The following is a 21099-nucleotide window of genomic DNA, read 5'->3' as shown; positions in this document are numbered from 1 at the left end:
TTTATCCTGCTTTCTCATGAAACTTATGGAGGGCAGGAGAGAAGATGTAAGACATCAGACTTATATCTCGTTGAACTAATCAATCATAATTTATCATTTCCGATCGAATAAATAAATAGAAATTTGTTTTATTTTTAAAAAAATGTTAAATGGCTTTATTTGATGTCTTTTTATCTGCTGAAATATGATATAATGCCGCTTTTGTGATGTGCTCCGCTACAGCAGAACTACTGATATCAAGGGGTTTGTTACATCGTATGCCATAAAAAAACATCTGGCCTTTGTGAAAGGTCAGATGTAGTATTTTAAAGATATTGCTGAATCAAATTCATATTGCTCGTGTTCAGTTTATATTGGAAAACAGGACGTCCAATTGTCCCATATGCCATTTCAACATCCACCACTTCGATATCCTCAAGGAACTTCAAGTATTTTCTAATGGAGACTTGAGAGATTTCTGTATGATTGGCTAGGTCTTCAGTTGTGAAAGCCTGCTGGCCAAATGATTGAATGCTTGTCCAGATGAGTTTAAGTGTGCTTTTGGTCAGTCCTTTTGGCAAGAGGACTTTTTCCGCCTCTGCTTTTTTATGAAAAAGCTTCGCATCTAAATCATTTTGCGAAATGCTGTTCATGGATTGATACAGGGCGTGTTTCCGTTTGTACTCTGCCAGTGCTGATTGGAATCGTTCGAACTCAAAAGGCTTAATTAAATAATCAACTGCTCCGTTTCGCATCGTTTGCTGTACAACATCGACTTCATTTGCAGCCGAAATGACAATGACATCAACGGCATGATTTTGCTGGCGAATTTCTGTTAGTAATGCCAGTCCATTTTGACCAGGCATATAAATATCGAGCAGGACGAGGTGTATGACTTCTGTTTTTAACACTTCAAGTGCCTGCTGAAAGGAGGTGGCAATCCCCTTTAACTCAAAACCGTCGATTTGGGTCAGGTAGCGTTTGTTCAGCTCCCCAACCATTGGATCATCTTCTACTATTAACACATTAATCATGTGAATCCTCCTTTTGTTTATATGGAATGCGGAGACTAAAGGTCGTTCCTTCTCCTTTTTCACTCGTGACAATCATATGTCCGTTCAATTTCTTGATGCTTTGGTCAACGAAGTAGAGTCCGAACCCTCGGTCTTCTCCTTTAGTTGAAAAGCCTTGATCAAACATGATGTCTTGTTCTTCTTTCGTGAGACCAACACCTGTGTCCGTGATTTCAATGTGAAGCTGCTCATGGACGTATCTGAAGGAGATCGAGATGTTTTTCGTGTCAGTATGTGAAACAGCATCGAGTGCGTTATTTAATAAGTTGCCAATCACGGTAATGAGATCATGCGTCACTGCCGGGTCCTCCGTATTTGGCACTTGTGTGCTGCAAATAACCTCCAAGGCAGCGCCTTGTTCCCTGATATAGCTTTGTTTTCCTAGTAAAAATCCTGCTAAAACAGAGTTTTTCACATGGTTGATGATTTCATTTGTTTCCGTTTGCTGATAGATCGCAATATCTTTGATATAGGTGCCAAGATCATCGTAGTTTTTGAGCTGAACCAATCCTAAAATGACATGCAGCTTGTTCATAAATTCATGTGACTGGGCACGGAGCGCATTCGCATACATTTTGACCCCGCTAAGCTGTTCAGCCAGATGTTTCACTTCTGTTTTGTCACGGAAGGTGGCGATGGCTCCGACAATTTCACCTTTTACCGTAATTGGCACTTCATTAAAGACGAGCTCCAGTCCATTCATTCTCACGTCACGATCAAGCAGCGGCTTGCGTGTTTCAATGACCTGTTTTAAGCCGCTTGAAGGGAGGAGAGTTTGAACATCTTGTTCTCTAGGATCAACCATAATGCCCATATTATGAAAGAGCCGTTTTGCCTCTGCATTGGCCAGTTTGATTTTACCGTGCTGATCGACGGCAAGAATCCCTTCTTTTGTTGATTCTAGCATGGCGCTTCGTTCTTTTAACAATGTGGCGATCTCATCTGGCTCAAGTCCAAACATAATCTTCTTCACTTTTCTTGCCACAATGAGTGCTCCAATGATGCCAGATAGAAGGCTGAGTGATGTGACGAAGTAGAGTGGAAGTAAGCTTTGATGAATAATCAAGTCAATTTCCTTTAACGTAATCCCGACGGCCACAGCCCCAAGCTGCTTTCCATTTTGATCATAAACAGGAACAAAAGCACGCATGGATCTGCCGAGTGTTCCAGAAGCCGTACTAATATGTTCTTTTCCCTGTAATGCTGCTTTTTCATCACCGCCGGCAAACCGCTTTCCAATCTTCTGCGGATTCGGGTGTGTTTTGCGGATACCGTTCATATCCATGACGACAACGAATTCGGTTTTGGTGATTTGCTGAACACTTGTTGTATATTTTCGTAATGCGGAATATGAATGATTTTCTAATGATTGTGCGGTGATCGGTGCCTCTGCGACCATTTTGGCAGTAGAGAGAGCAATGTCACGTTCCTGCTGATGGATGTTCTTGGCTGTTTCCGACCATATCGTAAAGAATGTGATACAAAGGGAGATCAGGACAACGATGCACACAAAGATCGTCAGCCGTGTTTGCAGTCTTAAAGTTTTTTTCACGAGTATACCCCTAACGCACGATTTTTTTCGTAACAGTAATACTTTAACGGGAAAATGTAAGTTTGTGAAGGAATGTACGTGCAAAATCATAAATTTGATTTTGCTGTCAGTTTACTTTGAAAGCATCTTGTCAATCCGTTTTAAGTGAGCCATAATAAATGTGAGCTTATGAGAAAGGATCTATTTATGAAAAATACATATTTGACTGGATATTTTCCGCTGATTTCAATTTTACTATTCAGCTCTGCTTTTTCGATTTTCACAGTAGGTATCACGACTGATTTCTTGACTCAAGCAGGCATTTTAAAAGGAATGCTTGAATTTTTCTCTGAACAGGGCATTCGTCTTGCTCTCTTTGCTGCTTTTGCACTTGTTTATTTTATGATCTTATCTGCCTTAAAACTGATTGCAGATACGGTATTAGAGCTGGCGCTGCTCTTTTTCGCTAAGGACCCTGAAGGGGAGAACTTAAAGAAAATTCGGATTGCATCCGTTGTTTATTTATTTGCCAGCTTGCTAGCATTTCTGTTGACGCAGCAGCTCATTCTGCTTGTTGGACTTTTTGCATTAGCAAGTCTTGTCTATTTTATCTGGGTTGTGGTTCGCATTTATCAATCGCTTTCTATGCTGAATTTGATTGGATTTATGATGTTTATTCTGCTGTTTTGGGCGACGTTTTTGATCGGTATTTTGTACTTATTTATTAAGCTTTATAACAGTGTGATGGCAAGTCTGCCTTCATAAGCAGACAAAGAAAGCATCCTCCAACGATGGAGGATGCTTTTTTTATGAAAGAAACCGCTTTTGAATATCGGGTGTAGGCATCATACAAGATGTTTTTTGACCAAACCATTTATAGCGATTTTTTGCCATCAGCTGATAAAACCAATCACGGATTGGGCGAGGTATGGCAAGGAGTAAAAAGCTCCATCTGTAGATTCCTTTTAAATGCCGCGCGGCTTTTAAGATGCCTGTCGATTTCGTATAAAGGGTCCCTTTTTCGATATAAATGAATGAATTGAACTCATCTAAAGGCAAACCGTTTTCCTTTAAAATACGCTGCCCTGTATCTGATTGTAATGAAGCGAACATCATCCGTTCATTCGGATCGCGCTTAATCACAAACTGAACAGCGCCGCTGCACACGTTGCAGACACCGTCAAATAAAATTAAATGGGGTGGATGTGTTGAATGCATCGCAATCAAACCTCCTGTTTATCTGGCGTATTGCATCGTATTTTTCCAAATACGTAAGTGCGGGCTTGAATTGTAAATCGATTCGACCGTTCCTCTATCTCTTCCGACCCAGACACCCATTGTGTACTGATCTGTCAGTCCCACAAACCAAATATCTTTGTAGTCATTGGATGTCCCTGTTTTACCACCGATGTAAGGGGCATTGAAATTCGCTTTTTTCCCTGTCCCACTTTTCACAACGGAGGTAAGCAGCTTACGCATCGTTTCATTTGTACGCTGAGAATATACTTGCTTTGGCGACTCTTTCCACTTGTAAAGGGTCTTACCGTTTAAGTCTGTCACTTTTGTGATCGAATGACTTTGTGTGTAGGCTCCTTGGTTGCCAAAGACGGTATATGCATCTGTTATTTCTAGCGGTGAGAAGCCTTTCGTAAATCCGCCAAGTGCAGAAGGAAGGCGGTAATCATCCGCTACAATATGCTCAAATGAGAACTTCTCTAAATAGCTGAAGCCTTTTTTGACACCTACTGTATCCAGCATTCGGATCGCAGGGGTATTGTAAGAATGTTTAAAGGCTGTTTCAAGTGTGACTGTACCATACGTTTTATGATTATAGTTCTGCGGACAGTATCCGCTGCTGCAAAACTTGCCGGCACTGATGGTGCTTGAAGCCGTTGCGCCGGTTTGATCAATATAAGGTGCATAGTCTAAAAGCGGTTTAATTGCAGAACCAGGCTGTCTTTGCGCTTGATAAGCGTAGTTAAAATCAAATTTCTTATAGTTTTTCCCGCCAGCAAGTGCAACAATTTGATGCGTTTCATGATTAATGACGGCTGATCCGCCTTCCACACCTTGGTAAGGCAATTGAGCATTGAGCTGATAGACGGCTCTTTGCTGTAAGGAAGGATCAAGCGCCGTATAAATTTTCACACCATCCTGGAGCAGGGCACTGACCTTTTCGGATAATTCTTTTTGAATCGCCTTTTTCGCTTCAGTTGTTTTGGCTTTCTTCAATCGTTTTGTAAAGCCCTCCTGATCAGACACAAGATCGGTAAACTCTTCATTGGCATATGTCACATAGTCAGGGTATAGGTTTTTCTTTTCACTTAAAGAAAGGCTGATTTTTTCTTTGACGGCTTTTTTGTATTGCTTTTTGGTGATGACGCCATCTTTCTTCAAAATACCAAGCAGTCGTTCTTGGCGTTTCTTTGTGTGCTTGAACTGCTTTAATGGGTCATACAGTGTTGGGTTGTTTGGAATAGCAGAGATAAATGCCATTTGTGCAAGTGTTAAAGAACTAAGCGGCTTATCAAAATAGTAATTAGCCGCAGAACCGACACCGTAAACACCATTACTGAAATAAATCGTATTTAAATAGCTTTCGAGAATTTCATCCTTCGAGAATTTCCGCTCAAGTTCATAGGAATAGAGCAGCTCTGTAAACTTTCGGCTGAATGAACGTTCATGGCTTAAATATAAGTTGCGGGACAGCTGCTGTGTGATCGTACTCGCTCCTTGGCTGATGCCATGGTTTTTGACATTTGCAGCAAGGGCACGAACAACCCCCATAAAGTCAATTCCCTTATGGTCATAAAAGTTGCGGTCCTCTGAACGAAGGAACAGCTCCTTCACAGGTTCAGGGATTTTATCGTATTTCACGAACACCCGGTTCTCATCATTTGAGACGATCTCGGAGATAAGAGAACCATCCCGGTCATACATATAACTGTTTTGGGAAAAATCTATCTTTTCCAGCTTGATTTTTTGATCAAGCACTTCGTTAACAGGCTTTACACTTGCAGCTTCTTCCTTTGATAGATAAAAAGTCAGAACAAATAATGGGATGAGGGCAGCAAGTAATAACCAACCAATAATTGCACGAAACATGAGGTCACTCACTTTCTTCAATTTTCTAGCCATATCGTACCATTCTTTTGCGAATACGAGAAGGTTATTTTTAGAAAAGAATGGGCGTGAAGTCTAGTGAATAAGGCTTTTACGCAAGAAAAAAGAGTATCTGAAGATGATCAGACACTCCTTTCATTCGTCTTCGCATGCGAGCGGACCGCCCATAAAAATAACGCACCAAACAGAAAAATGCCGGCAGTGACATAAAAGACAGCTGGAATCCCGTAATGACTCGCCACAATGCCGCCGATCACCGGACCGACGACATTCCCAAGAAAACGGAAGCTGACATTGTATCCGAGCACTTCCCCTTGCATAGAAGCAGGTGCTTTGATCCGGATATACGCCGTCGTACACGGAATAATTCCGCCAAGTGCCATCCCGTATAGGAAACGGAAAATGACTAACATGACGTATGAATCCGCCATCGCTTGCGGGATGAATAAAATAGAGGAGAGGATGAGAAGGGCAAGCAGCACCTTGTCGTGACCAATTCGATCTCCGAGATCCCCCCATTTTCGCGTGAACAGCAAATTGCCAAGTCCAGTTGCAGAAAAAGCAAGCCCCGCATAAAAAGCGAGATTGACAGGACCATGTAAATCATGAATGTATAAAGCCAAAAGCGGCTGTATGCTAAAGTTCCCTACCTGCGTAATAAACGTTAAAAGCATCGTGACCACAAGCAAAGGCTGTTTGAAAATGTGAATGAGTACATCCTTCCGTGAGTAAGAAACTCGCTTTGCTTCTTTTGACCGGATCGGCTGTTCCTTTACTCCGAAGACAATCACAATAGCTGACACATAAATGACAGCCGCTGTGAGGAAAAACGTATAAATAAATCCGACGCTGTCTGCCATGAATCCGCCCATTAACGGACCAAACAATCCTCCGGCGACATTACTCATCTGCATCGTTCCAAGGGTTTTACCAGCAGTTGCCTTTTCAGTCTGTGCAGAAATCAGTGCCATTGAAGTCGAGATAAAGCCTGTGACAAGCCCCATGAAGAGCCTTAGTGCAAATAGCTGATACACGGTGTGCACAAGCCCCATTAATAGAATACTTGTGGCGATGCCAATACCGTTAATTAATAATATCTTTTTATAGCCATGCCGGTCGCCAATCCGCCCCCAAATCGGAGAAATCAGGAAGGCTGTTAAAAACGTGACCCCAAAGACATATCCGCTCCATCTTTGAACAAATTCATTTGAATAGCTGCTATCAAGAGATTCTATGTAAAGTGATAAAAAAGGGACGATCATTGTAATACTCGCAGATACAAAAAAGTTCACAAACCACATGATGTACAAGTTTTTCTTCCTGTTTGTGATAGAGACCACCTTCTTTATTTATTTCGTGTTCCTTAATAATTATAAAGGAAAATAAACGATCTTTCATCAGATGAATAGGTTGGGCATAGTGAATCTGCATTATTTTCACGAAAATGAAGTGATTTCAAGGTCCGTCTTAATATAATGGTATGAGAATGAAAAGCTGACGAAAAAGTGAGGTGAAACTGGTGGAACAGAAGACGGTGCTTGTGGTCGATTTTGAATTTACGATGCCTGATGGAAAATATCATCCACAAAACTTTTTTCCTGAAATTATTGAAGCTGGGGCAGTGAAAGCAGCAGATGAAACGATCATAGACACATTCTCTAGCTACGTCAAACCGAAAAAGTTCCCGAAGCTGACGAAGCGCTGTAAATCTTTCCTCGGAATTACGCAGGAGGATGTAGAGAGCGGGATTTCATTTGAGGCGTTTATCGAGAAGCTCGTGTCACTTGATGGGGGAGAGAATTGTGAGATTATTACGTGGGGCAACATGGACATGAAGGTACTGAAGCAAAATTGTATGCTCAATCATATTACCTTTCCTTTTAAGGGGAAGCTGAGGGATCTGGCTTTTGAATATAAAACCTTTTTTGGTGACCGCACACTGACAGGGCTTCGAAAAGCGGCAAAGGAATACGGCAGTGAAGGAGCTGGTAAGCATCATAAAGCACTCGATGATGCCATGACGACTTATCAGCTGTTCACCCTTTTTGAAAAAGACAGAGCCTATGTGGAAAATCCGCAAACAACCAAAATTGGTGAGCTGATCGATTTCTCACATTTTTTTGATTCGGCTGATTAGCGGATGTCTTCTGGAAAATAATCTTTTTCAAGAGAAGATAGGCACGCTCTTGATTTTTCAGCCCATTTAGAATCATCCGCACGGAGTGCTTGTTTCAATTTATCTACAGCTTCTTTCAGTGACTCTTCATAATCAGGTATATCGCCATCATAAGGCTTCACCATATGATGAGGGATATTTGTCTGTTCTCTATAGGCCAAAGCCCGCCTCTCTTGGAAAAAAGGCACGTCTGCTTCTTTCGGATGATGCAGGTCGCCTTGAGTGGGATGTGTCAGAACGGCTTTTACTTGAACGAGATAGGTCGATGGTTTCACTGCTGTCACTTCCCCAACGTATACACCTGTTTTATAAAAACCTTTCACAACTTGTCCAATTTGAATGTCTGTCATGTGAAATTCCTCCAATTCCTTCTCATCGGAAGGTATTTCATTTCTTTTAGCCAATATAGTGAAGTAAACGAGCAAAAGGGGGGAATGGCGAATGATGTCGTTCATCGTACTTTTTCTACTATATTTTCCTGAAGATAAAAGGGAGTACATCCCAGCGGCTATCACCACGGTGATTTTCTTTATTGCTGCGTTTATTTGTTTTCGGCTCATCGTTCGTGCATCTAAGAAGCAGGAGCGCATAGATGAAAAAAGAACAAAAAAAATGGATTAATCATTTTCTTCTTGTATCTTCAGGAAATTTCACGGTGACGGTTGTTCCAGATTGCAGCGAGCTTTTGAAACGAATGGTTCCATGGTGATTTTCAATAATAGAAAAAGTCACTGTCAGCCCAAGCCCAGTCCCTTTATTTTTCAAGGTGTAATAGGGTTCGCCAAGCTTTTTCATTTGGCTTTCTGTCATACCTACACCGTTATCAACGAAATAAAGGCAGATCTTATGATTTTCTTTTGAAGCAAAAAGTTCTATTTTCCCTTCATGTTCAGGAGCCGCTTCTATCGCATTTTTGATTAAATTAATCATGACTTGCTTGATCTTCGTTACATCCCCTTGAATGTATAAGTCAGGTTCAATGGATTGATGAATTGTGACCGATTTAAAATTCGCATAGGATGTCATCAGTGATGCACATTCCTCAAGTAATTTAGAGAGATTAAGAGATTCAATTTGATAATAGTTTTGTTTTGCAATGTCAAGATAGCTCGTGATAATGTCCTGCGCACGGTCTAACTCGGACAGAACGAGATTCTTATAATCTTTATTGGCAGGTGGTTCTTTTGTATTATCACTCGAAAAGAGCAATTGAATAAAGCCTCTCACAACTGTCAGCGGATTGCGTACTTCATGGGCAACGCTTGCAGCAAGTTCACTTACAATGGTCAGTTTTTCTGACTGGACAAGCTGTGATCTCATTTCCGCATTTTCTTTCACGAATTCAATGGAATAGATACTGAGCACAAGAAAGAATATGTAGTAAAGAGTTGAGAAAAATAACTCAAGGAGCTTTTGCTGCATAATAAAAGCTGGGCTGTATGCCATTAAGCTGACGGCAAGCAGGCCAATGTAAATAAAGAATCCTTTGGATAAACCGATAAGCACTCCGTAAAACAGCTTATTTGGCTTCGAATATTGATGCCATTTTCGGTAGAACAGGAATGGGATGAAAAAGTAAATTGGGACAACGATGAGCCCAATCCATAAGAAAGAGCCGTACATCACGAATTTGACAATGATGCTTATTAAGATGGCAACGATCCCCGCCATGTATCCTCCGTATAAAATAGCAAGCACAAGGGGAATGGATTGAAGCCCAGTCTGCAAATCTAAAATCGAACCAACTGGATACATAATACATAGTGCTGAAGAGATGGATGCGAATACTGTGATGAGCAGTTTATTCGTTTTTGGGAAATGAGCAGGGGTCCGGCTTAGCCATAGCGCATGATATAAAAAGATTGGAAATAGAATAAAAGATACATGGAGCAGAAAATCCTTGAACATTTCCATTTAAATGCTCTCCTCGTAAATAATTGTAATTCCTCTCATTATATCATTTCATGTACAAAGTAGATATGATAAAAGGAGGGTTTTTTTCTTTAAAAAGAACACCCGTTAGGATGTTCTTTCTATCGTATAGGTCTTATTCAGCTGATAGCGTGAACGCTTGGTGGAGACGTTTCAGTCCTTCTTTGACTGTTTCAGCAGGACAGCCGAGATTCATCCGAATAAAGCCGTCTCCTTCGTGTCCGTACACGTGGCCAAGCTCTAAGATCACTTTCCCTTTTTTCAGCAGATTCCGTTTCAATTCCGCTTGACTGAATTGATAATCCCGAATGTCCAGCCACAATAAATAAGAAGCATCTGGTTTCATATAACGCATATTTGGAAGATTTCCGTCGATATAGTCCATCGCCGTTTTCATATTGCCTTCGAGATAAAGAACAAGGGCATCAAGCCACTCATCCCCGTGGCGGTATGCTGCTTCCATTGCTGGAATCGCAAAGGCATTCAGTTTGGACAGTCCGTTTCTTTGCACTTCATTCGTGAAAAGGGTTCTTTTTTCTTCATCTGAAATGATAATAGCAGATGCCTGGAGCCCTGCTAGATTAAAGGTTTTACTCGGCGCAATACACGTTACCGTGATATGTGCAATGTCGTCAGAAAGGCTGGCGAAGGGCACATGCTGATTCCCGTAAAGCATCAAATCCGAGTGAATCTCATCTGAAACGACTGTGACTCCATGCTTCACACATAGGTCTCCGACTCGCTTTAATTCCTCTTTTGACCATGCTCTTCCGGACGGATTATGCGGATGGCAAAGGAGCATGAGCTTTGCTTGTGGTCTGCTCAGTTTTTTCTCTAAATCATCAAAATCCATCATATAGCGGTTGTTTTCTATTTTTAAAGGATTGGTTGAGACAGTACGTCCATTTCGTTCAATCATTTGATAAAAAGGTGTATACACTGGTGACTGTATAACTACTTCGTCGTGCGGTGCTGTAAAGGCTTGAACAGCAAAACTAAGTGCCGTTACGATTCCTGGTGTGAAGGTGACGGCATCTGTTTGAATTGTCCATCCATGTCTTCTTTTGAGCCAGCCAGCGACTGCCTGCTGCGTATCCTGATCTTGAAATGCATAGCCAAATACACCGTGGTCTAATCGCTCTTTCAATGCATCAAGGACGACCTGCGGCGCTTTAAAATCCATATCAGCCACCCACATCGGGAGGGCATCTGTTGTCAGGAACAAAGACTCTGCTTGATCCCATTTCACTGATTTTGAACCTTTACGTATGATCTGTTCGTCGAAATTCATGAAACCCACCTCTAGCTGTTTTTCAACCATTCTTGGTTGTGCTAAAATAAACATCACAAAATTTATTATAAGCGGTGATACCGATGAAAGATAGTCAAGCTGTAGAAGAGATGATTCAATTCATTAAGGCATGGGACCCTTTTCATTATGGAGAGGATTTTTATGAAACGGAGCCTGCTGACGTCATCAGTGCATTATACGACGCAGAAGACCCGTTATCTTTAGCAAAAGAGATTCAAGCCATCTACCATCACTCATTTGAACAGCTTCTTCCGCTAGAGAGCTGTCAGCATACAGCGAATCAGCTTTTTGCCATAAGAGACAGCAGCTCCTGTTCACGCTAAGACAGGCTGAAATGTCCGATTTGATCAGACACAAAGACCGGATTTTCCTCAGGAATGAGGTGCCCGGTTTTTTTTAATGCATGCAAGGTTGAATTTGGCAGATCTTTGTGCAGTCTTTCGCCTATTTGAATGGGAACGATTCGATCTTCCTCGCCCCAAATGAGCAGCACGGGTGTTTCCATTTTCTTTAAAACGTCCGAGGTCAAATCTCCTTCCCGGTGCCGAATCAAACGAAATATCCCCCGAAAGATTTGATCATCTGAAAACGGCTTTAAATAGCCGTCGACCATCTCTTGATCAATGATGGAATGATCATGCACAACAGCCGTTAAATTTTTCATAATGCCCTGTTTTAAAAGCTTTCTTTTTAGATACAGATAAAAATAAGGAATATATGTGCTGTAAACAAGTGATCTTTTTGACTTATTCAAATAGCCAGAGCTGCACAATAGAACCGCCTTTTCAAATAGGTCCGGCCGTTCAGATGCAGCGTATAAGGCGATTTGTCCACCCATTGAATGACCCACAAGAATCGCATGCTGAATCTGTAAATAACCAGCTAGCTCTATAATAATTTTTCCCATGTTGCGATAGCTGTAAATAAACGTATTCGACTTCTCGGACTGTCCAAATGGCGGCAGATCAATTGCAATTAAATTGAAGTCCTGTTTCAGAAGCGGGATGAGCTTTCGATAGCTGAAGGTAGAAGAGAAGAGACCGTGAATTAAGATCAATGTCTTTTTGCCTTCATTTGGATAGTGCTCGTAATAGATATCTAAACCGAATGTACTTTTCATATAAGCTGGCTGAACAATGTCCACATTCTTCACTCCGATACTTGATACTCTCTCTGTTAGGTGACTGTATTGTACCCTAAAAAGTGGATTTTAAGCTATTATTAGAATCTTTTCCCTGCTTAGCATAATGGGAAAAACGTGCTATAATGTTCAGAAGATTTTTTAAAACTAGCTTTTATAATCTGAGGTGTGAAATCAAATGAAACTAACAGAAAAAGAAACTGAAATATTAGAGATTTTAGATGAAAACAGCCGCGCCGATTTAAATACAATTGCAAAAATGGCAGGCGTGACAACAGAAGAAGCCGAAGCCATCATTCAAAAACTTGAAGATCAAAAAGTCATTATTGATTATTCAACCATGATTGACTGGCGAAAAGTGGATGGTCATGAAGGCGTTACAGCAATGATTGATGTAAAAGTGACACCAAAAAGAGGCGTCGGATTTGATGAAATTGCTGAACGGATTTATCGGTTTCAGGAAGTGGAGTCTGTCTATCTCATGTCAGGTGTTTATGATCTTTCCGTTGTGATCCGCGGAAGATCAATGTCTGATATTGCCCGCTTCGTATCTGAAAAATTATCGACACTTGATTCCGTTGTTTCAACAACTACCCACTTTATTTTGAAAAGATATAAACATGATGGGAAAGTGTTTGAAACAGGAGACGATGACAAAAGAATCGTGGTGTCTCCTTAAATGAAAAAGTCTTATTTATCTGAAACGGTACAAAGCATTCAGCCGTCAGGTATTCGGAAATTCTTTGATTTGGCTGCCACAATGGAGGGGGTAATCTCCCTTGGTGTCGGCGAGCCAGATTTCGTGACAGCTTGGAATGTCAGAGAGGCAAGTATTATGTCATTAGAACAAGGGCTGACCTCTTATACGGCGAATGCAGGTTTAATTTCTTTGCGAAAAGAACTGAGCCACTATTTATATAAGCGGTTTCACATTAACTACAGTCCAGAAGAAGAACTCATTATCACAGTTGGCGGAAGCCAGGCACTTGATTTGGCCTTTCGTGCGATTTTAAACAGCGGGGATGAAGTGATCATTCCAGAGCCTTGTTTCGTAGCATACGGGGCACTTACGACACTTGCAGGCGGCGTGCCTGTCTATTTAAGTACAACCGCTGAAAAAGATTTCAAAGCAGATTCTGCTGATCTTCGCACAAAGCTGACGCCGAAGACAAAAGCCATTTTGCTTTGCTCGCCATCAAATCCGACTGGGTCTGTTTATTCAAAGGAAGAGCTTGAAGATATTGCTCAATTTGCGAAAGAGCATGACCTGCTCATTATTACGGATGAGATTTATGCGGAGCTGACATACGATGAAGCTTTTACAAGCGTGGCGGCTATTCAAGATATGAAGGAAAGAACGATCTTGATTTCAGGCTTTTCTAAAGGGTTTGCCATGACGGGCTGGCGTTTAGGATATGTGGCAGCACCACCTGTACTGCGCGATGCCATGCTGAAAATACATCAATATTCTATGATGTGCGCGCCGGCGATGGCACAATATGCGGCAGAAGAAGCATTAAAAAATGGACTTGAAGATGTAGAGAAAATGAAGAAAAGCTATAGAAGACGCCGTAATTTGTTTGTCGGCTCCCTTAATGAACTAGGACTTACATGCCATCAGCCAAATGGAGCGTTTTACGCGTTCCCATCGATTAAAAGCACAGGCATGACGTCAGAACAATTTGCTGAGGAGCTGCTCCTAAGCGAAAAAGTGGCCGTTGTTCCTGGGAATGTTTTCGGACCGAGCGGTGAAGGTCATATTCGCTGTTCATATGCTTCGTCACTTGATCATCTTCAGGAATCACTTTCAAGAATTCAGCGCTTTTTGCAGGCTCGACAAGTGAAGGAAGAAGCATCAGCCATCTTAAAATAAAAAAAGGCATCAATCCAAATGGACTCATGCCTCACAAATTAGGGGGGAATACTAGAAAGCATTCTTGTTTTCAGGTATTCCCCCTTTTGATCTCATCTAAACCCATTTAAAAAATATTTTGCGTAACTGCCTGTTCTGTGATATAGTTTTTAATTGCGTATAAACGAATATTAAAACATTTATTTAGGAGTTGTTATCATGGCGACAAAGTTTGAAGTAGGCAGTGTTTACACTGGTAAAGTAACAGGATTACAAGCGTATGGTGCGTTTGTTGCATTAGATGAAGAAACTCAAGGACTTGTGCATATTTCTGAAGTAACACATGGCTTTGTAAAAGACATCAACGAGCACCTTTCAATTGGTGACGAAGTACAAGTAAAAGTTCTTTCTGTTGATGAAAATGCAGGTAAAATCAGCCTTTCTATCCGTGCGACACAAGATGCACCTGAAAGAAAAGAAAGCAAACCAAAGAAACAAAGACCACAGCAAGTGAAAGAAGAAGCTGCTGCACCACAAGGTTTCAATACGCTTAAAGATAAACTTGAAGAGTGGATTGAGCAATCAAACCGTAAAGACCTTATCAAGAAATAATAAAAAAGCACCGCTTCAAACGGTGCCTTAGATTGTTGACAAAGGGCTAAAATTTTAGCCCTTTGTCTTCTTTTTCAGCGTGATAGAAAACCTTTGAAGTCAAGGAAGAGCGGCTACTTTTGCGGACGAATTTAGAATTCGTGAGCACCAGCGCGCAGACCTGACAAAGAATGCGAGGGTTTGTCTACATGCTGAGGCTGCCTCATGTAGGCAGCCTTTTTTATGTCTTTTTATTTAACGAACTTCTGGGTTCGGCTCGTCACGGCGAACAGCTTCTTCGCTTGGTTTGAACAACAGACCAAGGTTGACAAGACCTGCAATTCCAACAAGACCATAAATAATACGTGATAATGCAGAACCTTGTCCGCCAAAGATCGCTGCTACTAAGTCAAATTGAAAAAAGCCGATTAGTCCCCAGTTAATAGCACCGATAATCGTGAGCACGAGGGCAATACGCTGAATAGCACTCATCGTGATTCCTCCTTTCGCTACAGCATCAATACATTTATATTTTGCAGATTTTTAGCCAAACTATGCGTAAGAAAATGGATGAAAGCAAATTACTTTACTTTTGGAATGAATGAGGCGCATAATGTAGCGCGAGGAGGAGATCACATGGATCGATTTACTTATTGGAACCCAACGAAATTAATTTTTGGAAAGGGAGAAGTATCAGCCCTTTCAGATGAACTCAAACACTACGGAAAAAACGTATTACTTGTATATGGTGGAGGCAGTATTAAACGAAACGGCCTTTATGACCAAGTTGTCAGCATCCTAAAAGAATCAGGAGCTGCAATCACTGAACTTGCTGGTGTGGAGCCTAACCCGCGCTTAACAACAGTAAGAAAAGGGGTCGAACTTTGCAAAGAGAACGACATTGATTTTATTTTGGCAGTTGGCGGCGGCAGTGTCATTGATGCGACGAAAGCAATCGCAGCTGGTGCGAAGTACGATGGAGATGCTTGGGATATCGTGACACGCAAGCACGTCCCAATGGAAGCTATTCCGTTCGGTACTGTGTTAACACTTGCCGCAACAGGCTCTGAAATGAACTCTGGATCAGTCATCACAAACTGGGAAACAAATGAGAAGTATGGCTGGGGAAGTCCAGCAGTTTTCCCGAAATTCTCTATTCTTGATCCAGTCAACACATTCACTGTGCCTAAAAACCATACGATTTATGGCATGGTTGACATGATGTCACATGTGTTCGAACAATATTTCCATCACACAGAAAATACACCTTACCAAGATCGTATGTGTGAAGGACTTCTTCGCACTGTCATTGAAACGGCACCGAAGTTGATCAACGATCTAGAGAACTATGAGCTCCGTGAAACGATTTTATTCACTGGCACAATTGCGCTTAATGGCATGCTTTCAATGGGGGCACGTGGTGACTGGGCTTCTCATAACATTGAGCATGCAGTATCAGCTGTTTATGATATCCCCCATGCAGGCGGTCTTGCAATCTTGTTCCCGAACTGGATGAAACATGTGATTCAAGAAAACCCAGGCCGTTTTAAACAATTAGCGGTCCGTGTATTCGATGTAGATCCTGCGGGCAAAACAGATGAAGAAGTCGGCTTAGAAGGAATTGACAAGCTGTCAGCTTTCTGGACAAGTCTTGGTGCACCAAGTCGTTTAGCGAATTATGACATCAACGATGAGAAAATTGATTTAATTGCAGACCGTGCAATGGCACGCGGTGAATTTGGTCAATTTAAAAAGCTGAACAAAGAAGATGTTTTAGCCATTTTGAACGCTTCTTTATAATTGAACAATAAAGGGATAGCTGCTCGCGGGCAGTTATCTTTTTTTGAGTTCGTCGTGTACATATGTTACAGTAGTCTTTCATGTTTTTGGATATATTCGTTGTAAGGAGATGTTTTAACAGATGGAGAATTTTATTTACTATAATCCAACAAAATTGATGTTTGGAAAAGGACAGCTAGAAGGACTCAAAAGCGAACTCGCTCGTTATGGAAAACGAGTGTTACTTGTATATGGCGGAGGCAGCATTAAGAAAAATGGTCTTTATGACAATGTCATCAGTGCGTTAAATGAAGCAGATGCAGAAGTGTTTGAGCTGTCTGGCGTTGAACCAAACCCGCGCCTCACAACAGTGAAAAAGGGAATCGATATCTGCCAAAAGGAGAACATTGATTTCTTATTAGCCGTTGGCGGCGGAAGTGTGATCGACTGTACAAAAGCAATTGCAGCCGGAGCAGAGTATGACGGTGATGTGTGGGATATTATTTCAAAAAAAACAACCGCTCAAAAAGCACTGCCGTTTGGCACAGTGCTGACACTTGCAGCAACTGGTTCGGAAATGAATCCAGACTCTGTCATCACAAACTGGGAAACGAATGAAAAATATGTGTGGGGCAGCTCTGTCACTCACCCTGCTTTTTCAATTCTAGACCCTGAGCATACGTATTCTGTGCCAGAAAACCAGACGGTGTATGGTATGGTCGATATGATGAGTCACGTTTTTGAGCAATACTTCCATAATGTGAAAAACACGCCTTTACAGGACCGGATGTGTTTTGCTGTTCTTCAAACAGTCATCGAGACAGCACCAAAACTGCTGGAAGACTTACAAAACTATGAGCATCGTGAAACGATTCTATATGCAGGAACGATTGCTTTAAATGGCACGCTGCAAATGGGTTACTTTGGCGACTGGGCGTCCCATACGATTGAGCATGCTGTATCGGCTGTCTATGACATTCCGCATGCAGGCGGGCTTGCTATCCTCTTCCCAAACTGGATGCGCCACACGCTCGATCATAATGTAGAACGTTTTAAAAACCTTATGCTGAACATGTTTGACATCGAAACAGACGGAAAGTCAGATCGTGACATCGCATTAGAAGGGATCGACAAACTGTCAGCGTTCTGGACAAGTCTCGGTGCACCAAGCCGTTTAGCGGATTATGATATTGGTGAAGATCAGCTGGACAAAATTGCCGACATTGCAGCAAAAGAAATGGAATACGGTGGTTTTGGTAACTTTATGAAACTTAACCGTGATGATATTCTATCCATTTTGAAAGCTTCTTTATAATCCAGATTGCCGCTTCTCATCAAGAGAAGCGGCTTTTTGCCATGCCAGTGACGATCACTTGATTTCAAAAGCTAGTTCCGCTAAAGTGAAAGGGACAGAACTAACGTAATGGAGGGCTTACAAGCGATGACACATATTCAATTTGACTACTCGAAAGCGTTACCTTTCTTTCAAGAACATGAGCTTACATATTTAAAAGATTTTGTGAAGGTAGCCCATCATAATATTCATGAACAAACGGGTGCAGGCAGTGACTATTTAGGCTGGGTGGACTTGCCGAAGCAATATGACCGCGAAGAATTTGCCCGCATTAAAAAAAGTGCAGACAAAATTAAATCTGACTCTGACGTCCTGCTCGTTGTCGGAATCGGCGGGTCATATCTAGGGGCACGTGCCGCGATTGAATTTTTGAACCATTCTTTCTATAACACTTTGCCAAAAGGCAAGCGCAAGACACCGCAAATCATTTTTATTGGAAACAACATCAGTTCTTCTTATTTAACAGATGTAATGGATCTATTGGAAGATGCAGATTTCTCCATTAACGTGATTTCAAAATCTGGTACAACAACAGAGCCAGCCATTGCGTTCCGCATCTTTAAAAAGCTCCTCATTGAAAAATACGGTGCTGAAGAAGCGAAAAAACGTATTTATGCGACAACTGACAAGGCACGCGGTGCACTTAAAACATTAGCAACTGAAGAAGGCTACGAATCATTTATCATCCCGGATGATGTTGGTGGACGCTATTCAGTATTAACAGCAGTCGGTCTTTTGCCAATCGCTGTGAGCGGTGCAGATATTGATCAGATGATGGAAGGTGCAGCAAAAGCAAGCGAAGACTTCGCTTCATCGGAGCTTTCTGAAAATGCGGCTTACCAATATGCTGTCGTCCGCAATGTCCTTTACAATAAAGGCAGAACGATTGAAATGCTGATTAACTATGAGCCAGGTCTGCAATATTTCGCAGAATGGTGGAAGCAATTATTCGGTGAAAGCGAAGGGAAAGATGAAAAAGGAATCTATCCTTCATCTGCTAACTTCTCAACAGATCTTCATTCACTTGGCCAATATGTTCAAGAAGGAAGAAGAGACTTGTTTGAAACAATCGTGAGTGTAGACAAGCCTCGACATGAGCTTGTAATTGAAGCAGAAGAACAAGACCTTGATGGCTTGAACTATCTGTCAGGAAAAACGGTTGATTTCGTCAATAAAAAAGCATTTGAAGGAACGATGCTTGCCCATACAGATGGAAAAGTACCGAACCTTATCGTGACAATTCCTGAGATGGATGCTTATACATTCGGATACCTCGTGTACTTCTTTGAGAAAGCATGTGCGATGTCAGGATATTTACTAGGCGTCAATCCATTTGATCAGCCTGGAGTAGAAGCTTATAAAGTGAATATGTTTGCTTTACTAGGAAAACCAGGCTTCGAAGAGAAAAAAGCTGAGCTTGAAAGCCGTTTAAAACAATCATAAGAACAAAAAGCACACCTTTTCATAAAGGTGTGCCTTTTTTGTTTTCTTCAGGTTCCTGTGCAAGCTTTCCTGTGTGCTGTACATAGAATAATGAATGGAGGAGGGTGAAAAATGAGGACGAATCATATATATATTCATGATATTTCTGGGCAGGCGATCGTTAACTTTGGCAATGTCGGACGCATTTGTTCTAAGAGTGCTACGAAGGAAACAGCAGGTTCCGGCAGTGATAACGAGACGAATCAATCATCCAATCAAAGCCTGTTCGATGCCGCGTTTACAAACAATGTACAAATCACGAGGGGGAAATGTATGAATTCCTCTCTTTAACGAACCCTATACAAAAAGGAGGGTTTCGTATGATTCATGTACCATCCAGGCTGCCTGGTGAAAGCTTTTCACTTTACCATTTAGAAGAAACGATGAAGCCGCTCGGTTATGTCATTAATGGCAACTGGGATTATGATCACGGGTATTTTGATTATAAAATTGATAACCGTGATGGCTATACCTTTCTCAGAGTTCCTTTTACAGCCGAGAAAGGCCAGCTCGATCAGCCAGGTGTTGTGGTGAAAATGGGACATCCATTTCTCTTAAAGCATGTCTATCAAGATAAGTTAGATGATCATGCGATGGTTGGAAATGTGGGTGCATCCTTTAATCAATTCCAAGAACCAAAAGAGAAAGATGGGGATGTATCAAAGGCTTATGCTGAGATTGGCTTTTCGCTCGTCAAGGAATTAGAAGACGCACTGCTTTAAAGGCTGATCAATTCATCCTCTGGATGAAGCTCATAGCCAAAGGGAGGATTCATCATGGGTCCTTCTTTTTTTTGTACGCCAACGATAATTACATGATGCTCTAGAAAGTGATGGAGCGCCGTTAAGAATGTTTCTCCAGCCAATGAAGCTGGTACAGGTATGATGGTGACGTGTTTATGCAGCGTCATATGTCGTTTTTTCTTAAACGCCGTAAGCTGTTCCTTTATCAGAAAATGTTCAACCATTAAATGATTGACAGCATCAGAGGTATGAATGACTTGGTTGGCGCCAGCACGCTCGGCATTCTTCACGTAACGATCTGTTAAGATTTCAATTAAACAATATAGAGAAGGGTTTAATCCTTTTGCTGCAAGTAAGGTTAAAACACTCTGCATATCGGCTGTCACTTCATTTTCATGCTGATCCGCGGTAATCATGATTGCATCTGCACCGGTAATGTTGGCTTTACGCAGTGTGACATCTTCGGTCCCATGTCCTTTAATAAAATGAACATTTTCCAAAAGAGGCCCTTCTTTCAAGGAGTCATCAATCAGCACAATCGGCATGGCTGGATCAATCGTTTGAAACGACTGAAGCAGTTTGTTCGTTTTCTCATTCCAGCCGACGATAATGAGGTGTCCTTTCCCCTTAAAGGCTACCTTGCCCTCAACATAATGGTGCTGCTTGCTGAACACAGCGGCGGCAAGTGTGGCGAAATAAGCGGTGACAAAGCTGGCTCCGATAAAAATGAGCGCCATACCTGCCACCTGCCCTGGCATGGTTTGCGGCACAAAATCACCGTAGCCAACCGTAGAGACTGTAATGAGTGCCCACCATATCCCATCAAAGATCGTATGATACTGCTTCGGTTCAAGTAAAACGATTAATTGTCCAAAAAAGAGAAGCAAGAAACAGATGATAATGGCAATTCGAAGATAAAGTGGCCACCTTAGCCAAGCGATAAAGATACGGTTTGATTTCATCGGACTCTTCCTTTCAGGAGACTGCTAATGTCAGTATGCCCGATTGAGGAAACATTTTTTCATCTTCGT

The 21099-nt window shown here is 41.6% G+C and carries 23 protein-coding genes; 12 read left to right on the top strand and 11 right to left on the bottom strand.

Annotation, left to right across the window (positions count from 1 at the left end; translation table 11 throughout):
- Positions 1-305: 305 nt before the first annotated feature.
- On the bottom strand, positions 306-1013 hold the full coding sequence (locus NSU13_RS14595) for a response regulator (RefSeq protein WP_024423307.1): 708 nt from the start codon (positions 1011-1013) through the stop codon (positions 306-308).
- Positions 1006-2604, bottom strand: coding sequence for a malate sensor histidine kinase MalK (gene malK, locus NSU13_RS14590; protein ID WP_024425933.1), 1599 nt, complete (start codon positions 2602-2604; stop codon positions 1006-1008). The genes NSU13_RS14595 and malK overlap by 8 nt, the downstream gene beginning before the upstream one ends.
- A gap of 186 nt (positions 2605-2790) precedes the next feature.
- Between malK and NSU13_RS14585 the strand changes: the two genes are divergently transcribed.
- Positions 2791-3348, top strand: a complete 558-nt coding sequence (locus NSU13_RS14585; protein WP_024423305.1) for a YufK family protein — start codon at positions 2791-2793, stop codon at positions 3346-3348.
- A gap of 42 nt (positions 3349-3390) precedes the next feature.
- Here NSU13_RS14585 and NSU13_RS14580 read toward each other — a convergent pair whose 3' ends face one another.
- The 3 genes from NSU13_RS14580 to NSU13_RS14570 form a co-directional block, all read right to left on the bottom strand.
- The gene (locus NSU13_RS14580) at positions 3391-3801 is read right to left on the bottom strand and encodes a thiol-disulfide oxidoreductase DCC family protein (protein WP_024425932.1); all 411 of its coding nucleotides are present in this window, start codon (positions 3799-3801) and stop codon (positions 3391-3393) included.
- Between the two features lie 18 nt (positions 3802-3819).
- Positions 3820-5721, bottom strand: coding sequence for a transglycosylase domain-containing protein (locus tag NSU13_RS14575; protein WP_046313357.1), 1902 nt, complete (start codon positions 5719-5721; stop codon positions 3820-3822).
- 107 nt (positions 5722-5828) lie between these two features.
- The gene (locus tag NSU13_RS14570) at positions 5829-7007 is read right to left on the bottom strand and encodes an MFS transporter (protein WP_251027195.1); all 1179 of its coding nucleotides are present in this window, start codon (positions 7005-7007) and stop codon (positions 5829-5831) included.
- Between the two features lie 218 nt (positions 7008-7225).
- On the opposite strand from NSU13_RS14570, the gene kapD reads away from it, so the two are divergent.
- Positions 7226-7843 carry a 3'-5' exonuclease KapD gene (kapD, locus tag NSU13_RS14565; protein ID WP_061110011.1) on the top strand — a complete coding sequence of 206 codons (618 nt, stop codon included), beginning with the start codon at positions 7226-7228 and terminating at the stop codon, positions 7841-7843.
- On the opposite strand, the gene NSU13_RS14560 is transcribed toward kapD, so the two are convergent.
- Complete coding sequence (locus tag NSU13_RS14560; RefSeq protein WP_061110010.1) at positions 7840-8232, bottom strand: kinase-associated lipoprotein B; 393 nt, start codon at positions 8230-8232, stop codon at positions 7840-7842. The genes kapD and NSU13_RS14560 overlap by 4 nt on opposite strands.
- A 91-nt stretch (positions 8233-8323) precedes the next feature.
- On the opposite strand from NSU13_RS14560, the gene NSU13_RS14555 reads away from it, so the two are divergent.
- Entirely contained in the window at positions 8324-8503 is a 180-nt protein-coding gene (locus NSU13_RS14555; RefSeq protein ID WP_034282549.1) for a hypothetical protein, read from the top strand.
- Here NSU13_RS14555 and NSU13_RS14550 read toward each other — a convergent pair whose 3' ends face one another.
- On the bottom strand, positions 8504-9796 hold the full coding sequence (locus NSU13_RS14550) for a HAMP domain-containing sensor histidine kinase (protein WP_034282546.1): 1293 nt from the start codon (positions 9794-9796) through the stop codon (positions 8504-8506).
- 133 nt (positions 9797-9929) lie between these two features.
- Positions 9930-11105, bottom strand: coding sequence for a MalY/PatB family protein (locus NSU13_RS14545; RefSeq protein WP_342489586.1), 1176 nt, complete (start codon positions 11103-11105; stop codon positions 9930-9932).
- A gap of 83 nt (positions 11106-11188) precedes the next feature.
- On the opposite strand from NSU13_RS14545, the gene NSU13_RS14540 reads away from it, so the two are divergent.
- Entirely contained in the window at positions 11189-11449 is a 261-nt protein-coding gene (locus NSU13_RS14540) for a DUF1871 family protein (RefSeq protein ID WP_034282542.1), read from the top strand.
- Here the strand turns inward: NSU13_RS14540 and NSU13_RS14535 are convergent.
- Positions 11446-12270, bottom strand: a complete 825-nt coding sequence (locus NSU13_RS14535) for an alpha/beta hydrolase (RefSeq protein ID WP_041107616.1) — start codon at positions 12268-12270, stop codon at positions 11446-11448. The genes NSU13_RS14540 and NSU13_RS14535 overlap by 4 nt on opposite strands.
- A 175-nt stretch (positions 12271-12445) precedes the next feature.
- On the opposite strand from NSU13_RS14535, the gene NSU13_RS14530 reads away from it, so the two are divergent.
- The 3 genes from NSU13_RS14530 to yugI all read left to right on the top strand — a co-directional run bounded on the left by NSU13_RS14530 (position 12446) and on the right by yugI (position 14731).
- The gene (locus tag NSU13_RS14530) at positions 12446-12946 is read left to right on the top strand and encodes an Lrp/AsnC family transcriptional regulator (RefSeq protein WP_003213765.1); all 501 of its coding nucleotides are present in this window, start codon (positions 12446-12448) and stop codon (positions 12944-12946) included.
- Positions 12947-14140 carry an aminotransferase gene (locus NSU13_RS14525; RefSeq protein WP_034282537.1) on the top strand — a complete coding sequence of 398 codons (1194 nt, stop codon included), beginning with the start codon at positions 12947-12949 and terminating at the stop codon, positions 14138-14140. It begins immediately after the preceding gene.
- Positions 14141-14338: 198 nt separating this feature from the next.
- Complete coding sequence (gene yugI, locus NSU13_RS14520) at positions 14339-14731, top strand: S1 domain-containing post-transcriptional regulator GSP13 (protein WP_007500519.1); 393 nt, start codon at positions 14339-14341, stop codon at positions 14729-14731.
- A gap of 234 nt (positions 14732-14965) precedes the next feature.
- Here the strand turns inward: yugI and NSU13_RS14515 are convergent, their stop codons facing one another.
- A complete protein-coding gene (locus NSU13_RS14515) occupies positions 14966-15202 on the bottom strand; it encodes a DUF378 domain-containing protein (RefSeq protein ID WP_003212952.1) in 237 nt (78 codons plus the stop codon).
- A 144-nt stretch (positions 15203-15346) separates the two neighbouring features.
- On the opposite strand from NSU13_RS14515, the gene NSU13_RS14510 reads away from it, so the two are divergent.
- From NSU13_RS14510 to NSU13_RS14490, 5 genes are all read left to right on the top strand, one after another.
- Complete coding sequence (locus NSU13_RS14510; protein ID WP_328699237.1) at positions 15347-16510, top strand: iron-containing alcohol dehydrogenase; 1164 nt, start codon at positions 15347-15349, stop codon at positions 16508-16510.
- A 121-nt stretch (positions 16511-16631) separates the two neighbouring features.
- Positions 16632-17804: an iron-containing alcohol dehydrogenase gene (locus NSU13_RS14505; RefSeq protein WP_034282532.1), complete on the top strand. Its 1173-nt coding sequence runs from the start codon at positions 16632-16634 to the stop codon at positions 17802-17804.
- 126 nt (positions 17805-17930) lie between these two features.
- On the top strand, positions 17931-19286 hold the full coding sequence (locus NSU13_RS14500) for a glucose-6-phosphate isomerase (RefSeq protein ID WP_081124733.1): 1356 nt from the start codon (positions 17931-17933) through the stop codon (positions 19284-19286).
- A gap of 111 nt (positions 19287-19397) precedes the next feature.
- Entirely contained in the window at positions 19398-19616 is a 219-nt protein-coding gene (locus NSU13_RS14495; RefSeq protein WP_046313371.1) for a spore germination protein, read from the top strand.
- 29 nt (positions 19617-19645) lie between these two features.
- Positions 19646-20047, top strand: a complete 402-nt coding sequence (locus NSU13_RS14490; RefSeq protein WP_024423291.1) for a YugN-like family protein — start codon at positions 19646-19648, stop codon at positions 20045-20047.
- Here NSU13_RS14490 and NSU13_RS14485 read toward each other — a convergent pair.
- A complete protein-coding gene (locus NSU13_RS14485; RefSeq protein ID WP_046313373.1) occupies positions 20044-21030 on the bottom strand; it encodes a potassium channel family protein in 987 nt (328 codons plus the stop codon). The genes NSU13_RS14490 and NSU13_RS14485 overlap by 4 nt on opposite strands.
- Positions 21031-21099: the final 69 nt, after the last annotated feature.

Source organism: Bacillus sp. FSL M8-0049, assembly GCF_038593355.1.
Lineage (GTDB): Bacteria > Bacillota > Bacilli > Bacillales > Bacillaceae > Bacillus > Bacillus safensis.
This window is presented reverse-complemented; position numbering and strand designations above follow the sequence as displayed.

Excerpts from the sequence above, each read along its gene's own strand:
- NSU13_RS14595 (WP_024423307.1), bottom strand. The coding sequence starts at position 1,013 with ATGATTAATGTGTTAATAGTAGAAGATGATCCAATGGTTGGGGAGCTG.
- NSU13_RS14585 (WP_024423305.1), top strand. The coding sequence starts at position 2,791 with ATGAAAAATACATATTTGACTGGATATTTTCCGCTGATTTCAATTTTA.
- NSU13_RS14580 (WP_024425932.1), bottom strand. The coding sequence starts at position 3,801 with ATGCATTCAACACATCCACCCCATTTAATTTTATTTGACGGTGTCTGC.
- NSU13_RS14575 (WP_046313357.1), bottom strand. The coding sequence starts at position 5,721 with ATGGCTAGAAAATTGAAGAAAGTGAGTGACCTCATGTTTCGTGCAATT.
- NSU13_RS14570 (WP_251027195.1), bottom strand. The coding sequence starts at position 7,007 with ATGTGGTTTGTGAACTTTTTTGTATCTGCGAGTATTACAATGATCGTC.
- NSU13_RS14560 (WP_061110010.1), bottom strand. The coding sequence starts at position 8,232 with ATGACAGACATTCAAATTGGACAAGTTGTGAAAGGTTTTTATAAAACA.
- NSU13_RS14555 (WP_034282549.1), top strand. The coding sequence starts at position 8,324 with ATGATGTCGTTCATCGTACTTTTTCTACTATATTTTCCTGAAGATAAA.
- NSU13_RS14550 (WP_034282546.1), bottom strand. The coding sequence starts at position 9,796 with ATGGAAATGTTCAAGGATTTTCTGCTCCATGTATCTTTTATTCTATTT.
- NSU13_RS14545 (WP_342489586.1), bottom strand. The coding sequence starts at position 11,105 with ATGAATTTCGACGAACAGATCATACGTAAAGGTTCAAAATCAGTGAAA.
- NSU13_RS14540 (WP_034282542.1), top strand. The coding sequence starts at position 11,189 with ATGAAAGATAGTCAAGCTGTAGAAGAGATGATTCAATTCATTAAGGCA.
- NSU13_RS14530 (WP_003213765.1), top strand. The coding sequence starts at position 12,446 with ATGAAACTAACAGAAAAAGAAACTGAAATATTAGAGATTTTAGATGAA.
- NSU13_RS14525 (WP_034282537.1), top strand. The coding sequence starts at position 12,947 with ATGAAAAAGTCTTATTTATCTGAAACGGTACAAAGCATTCAGCCGTCA.
- yugI (WP_007500519.1), top strand. The coding sequence starts at position 14,339 with ATGGCGACAAAGTTTGAAGTAGGCAGTGTTTACACTGGTAAAGTAACA.
- NSU13_RS14515 (WP_003212952.1), bottom strand. The coding sequence starts at position 15,202 with ATGAGTGCTATTCAGCGTATTGCCCTCGTGCTCACGATTATCGGTGCT.
- NSU13_RS14510 (WP_328699237.1), top strand. The coding sequence starts at position 15,347 with ATGGATCGATTTACTTATTGGAACCCAACGAAATTAATTTTTGGAAAG.
- NSU13_RS14505 (WP_034282532.1), top strand. The coding sequence starts at position 16,632 with ATGGAGAATTTTATTTACTATAATCCAACAAAATTGATGTTTGGAAAA.
- NSU13_RS14500 (WP_081124733.1), top strand. The coding sequence starts at position 17,931 with ATGACACATATTCAATTTGACTACTCGAAAGCGTTACCTTTCTTTCAA.
- NSU13_RS14495 (WP_046313371.1), top strand. The coding sequence starts at position 19,398 with ATGAGGACGAATCATATATATATTCATGATATTTCTGGGCAGGCGATC.
- NSU13_RS14490 (WP_024423291.1), top strand. The coding sequence starts at position 19,646 with ATGATTCATGTACCATCCAGGCTGCCTGGTGAAAGCTTTTCACTTTAC.
- NSU13_RS14485 (WP_046313373.1), bottom strand. The coding sequence starts at position 21,030 with ATGAAATCAAACCGTATCTTTATCGCTTGGCTAAGGTGGCCACTTTAT.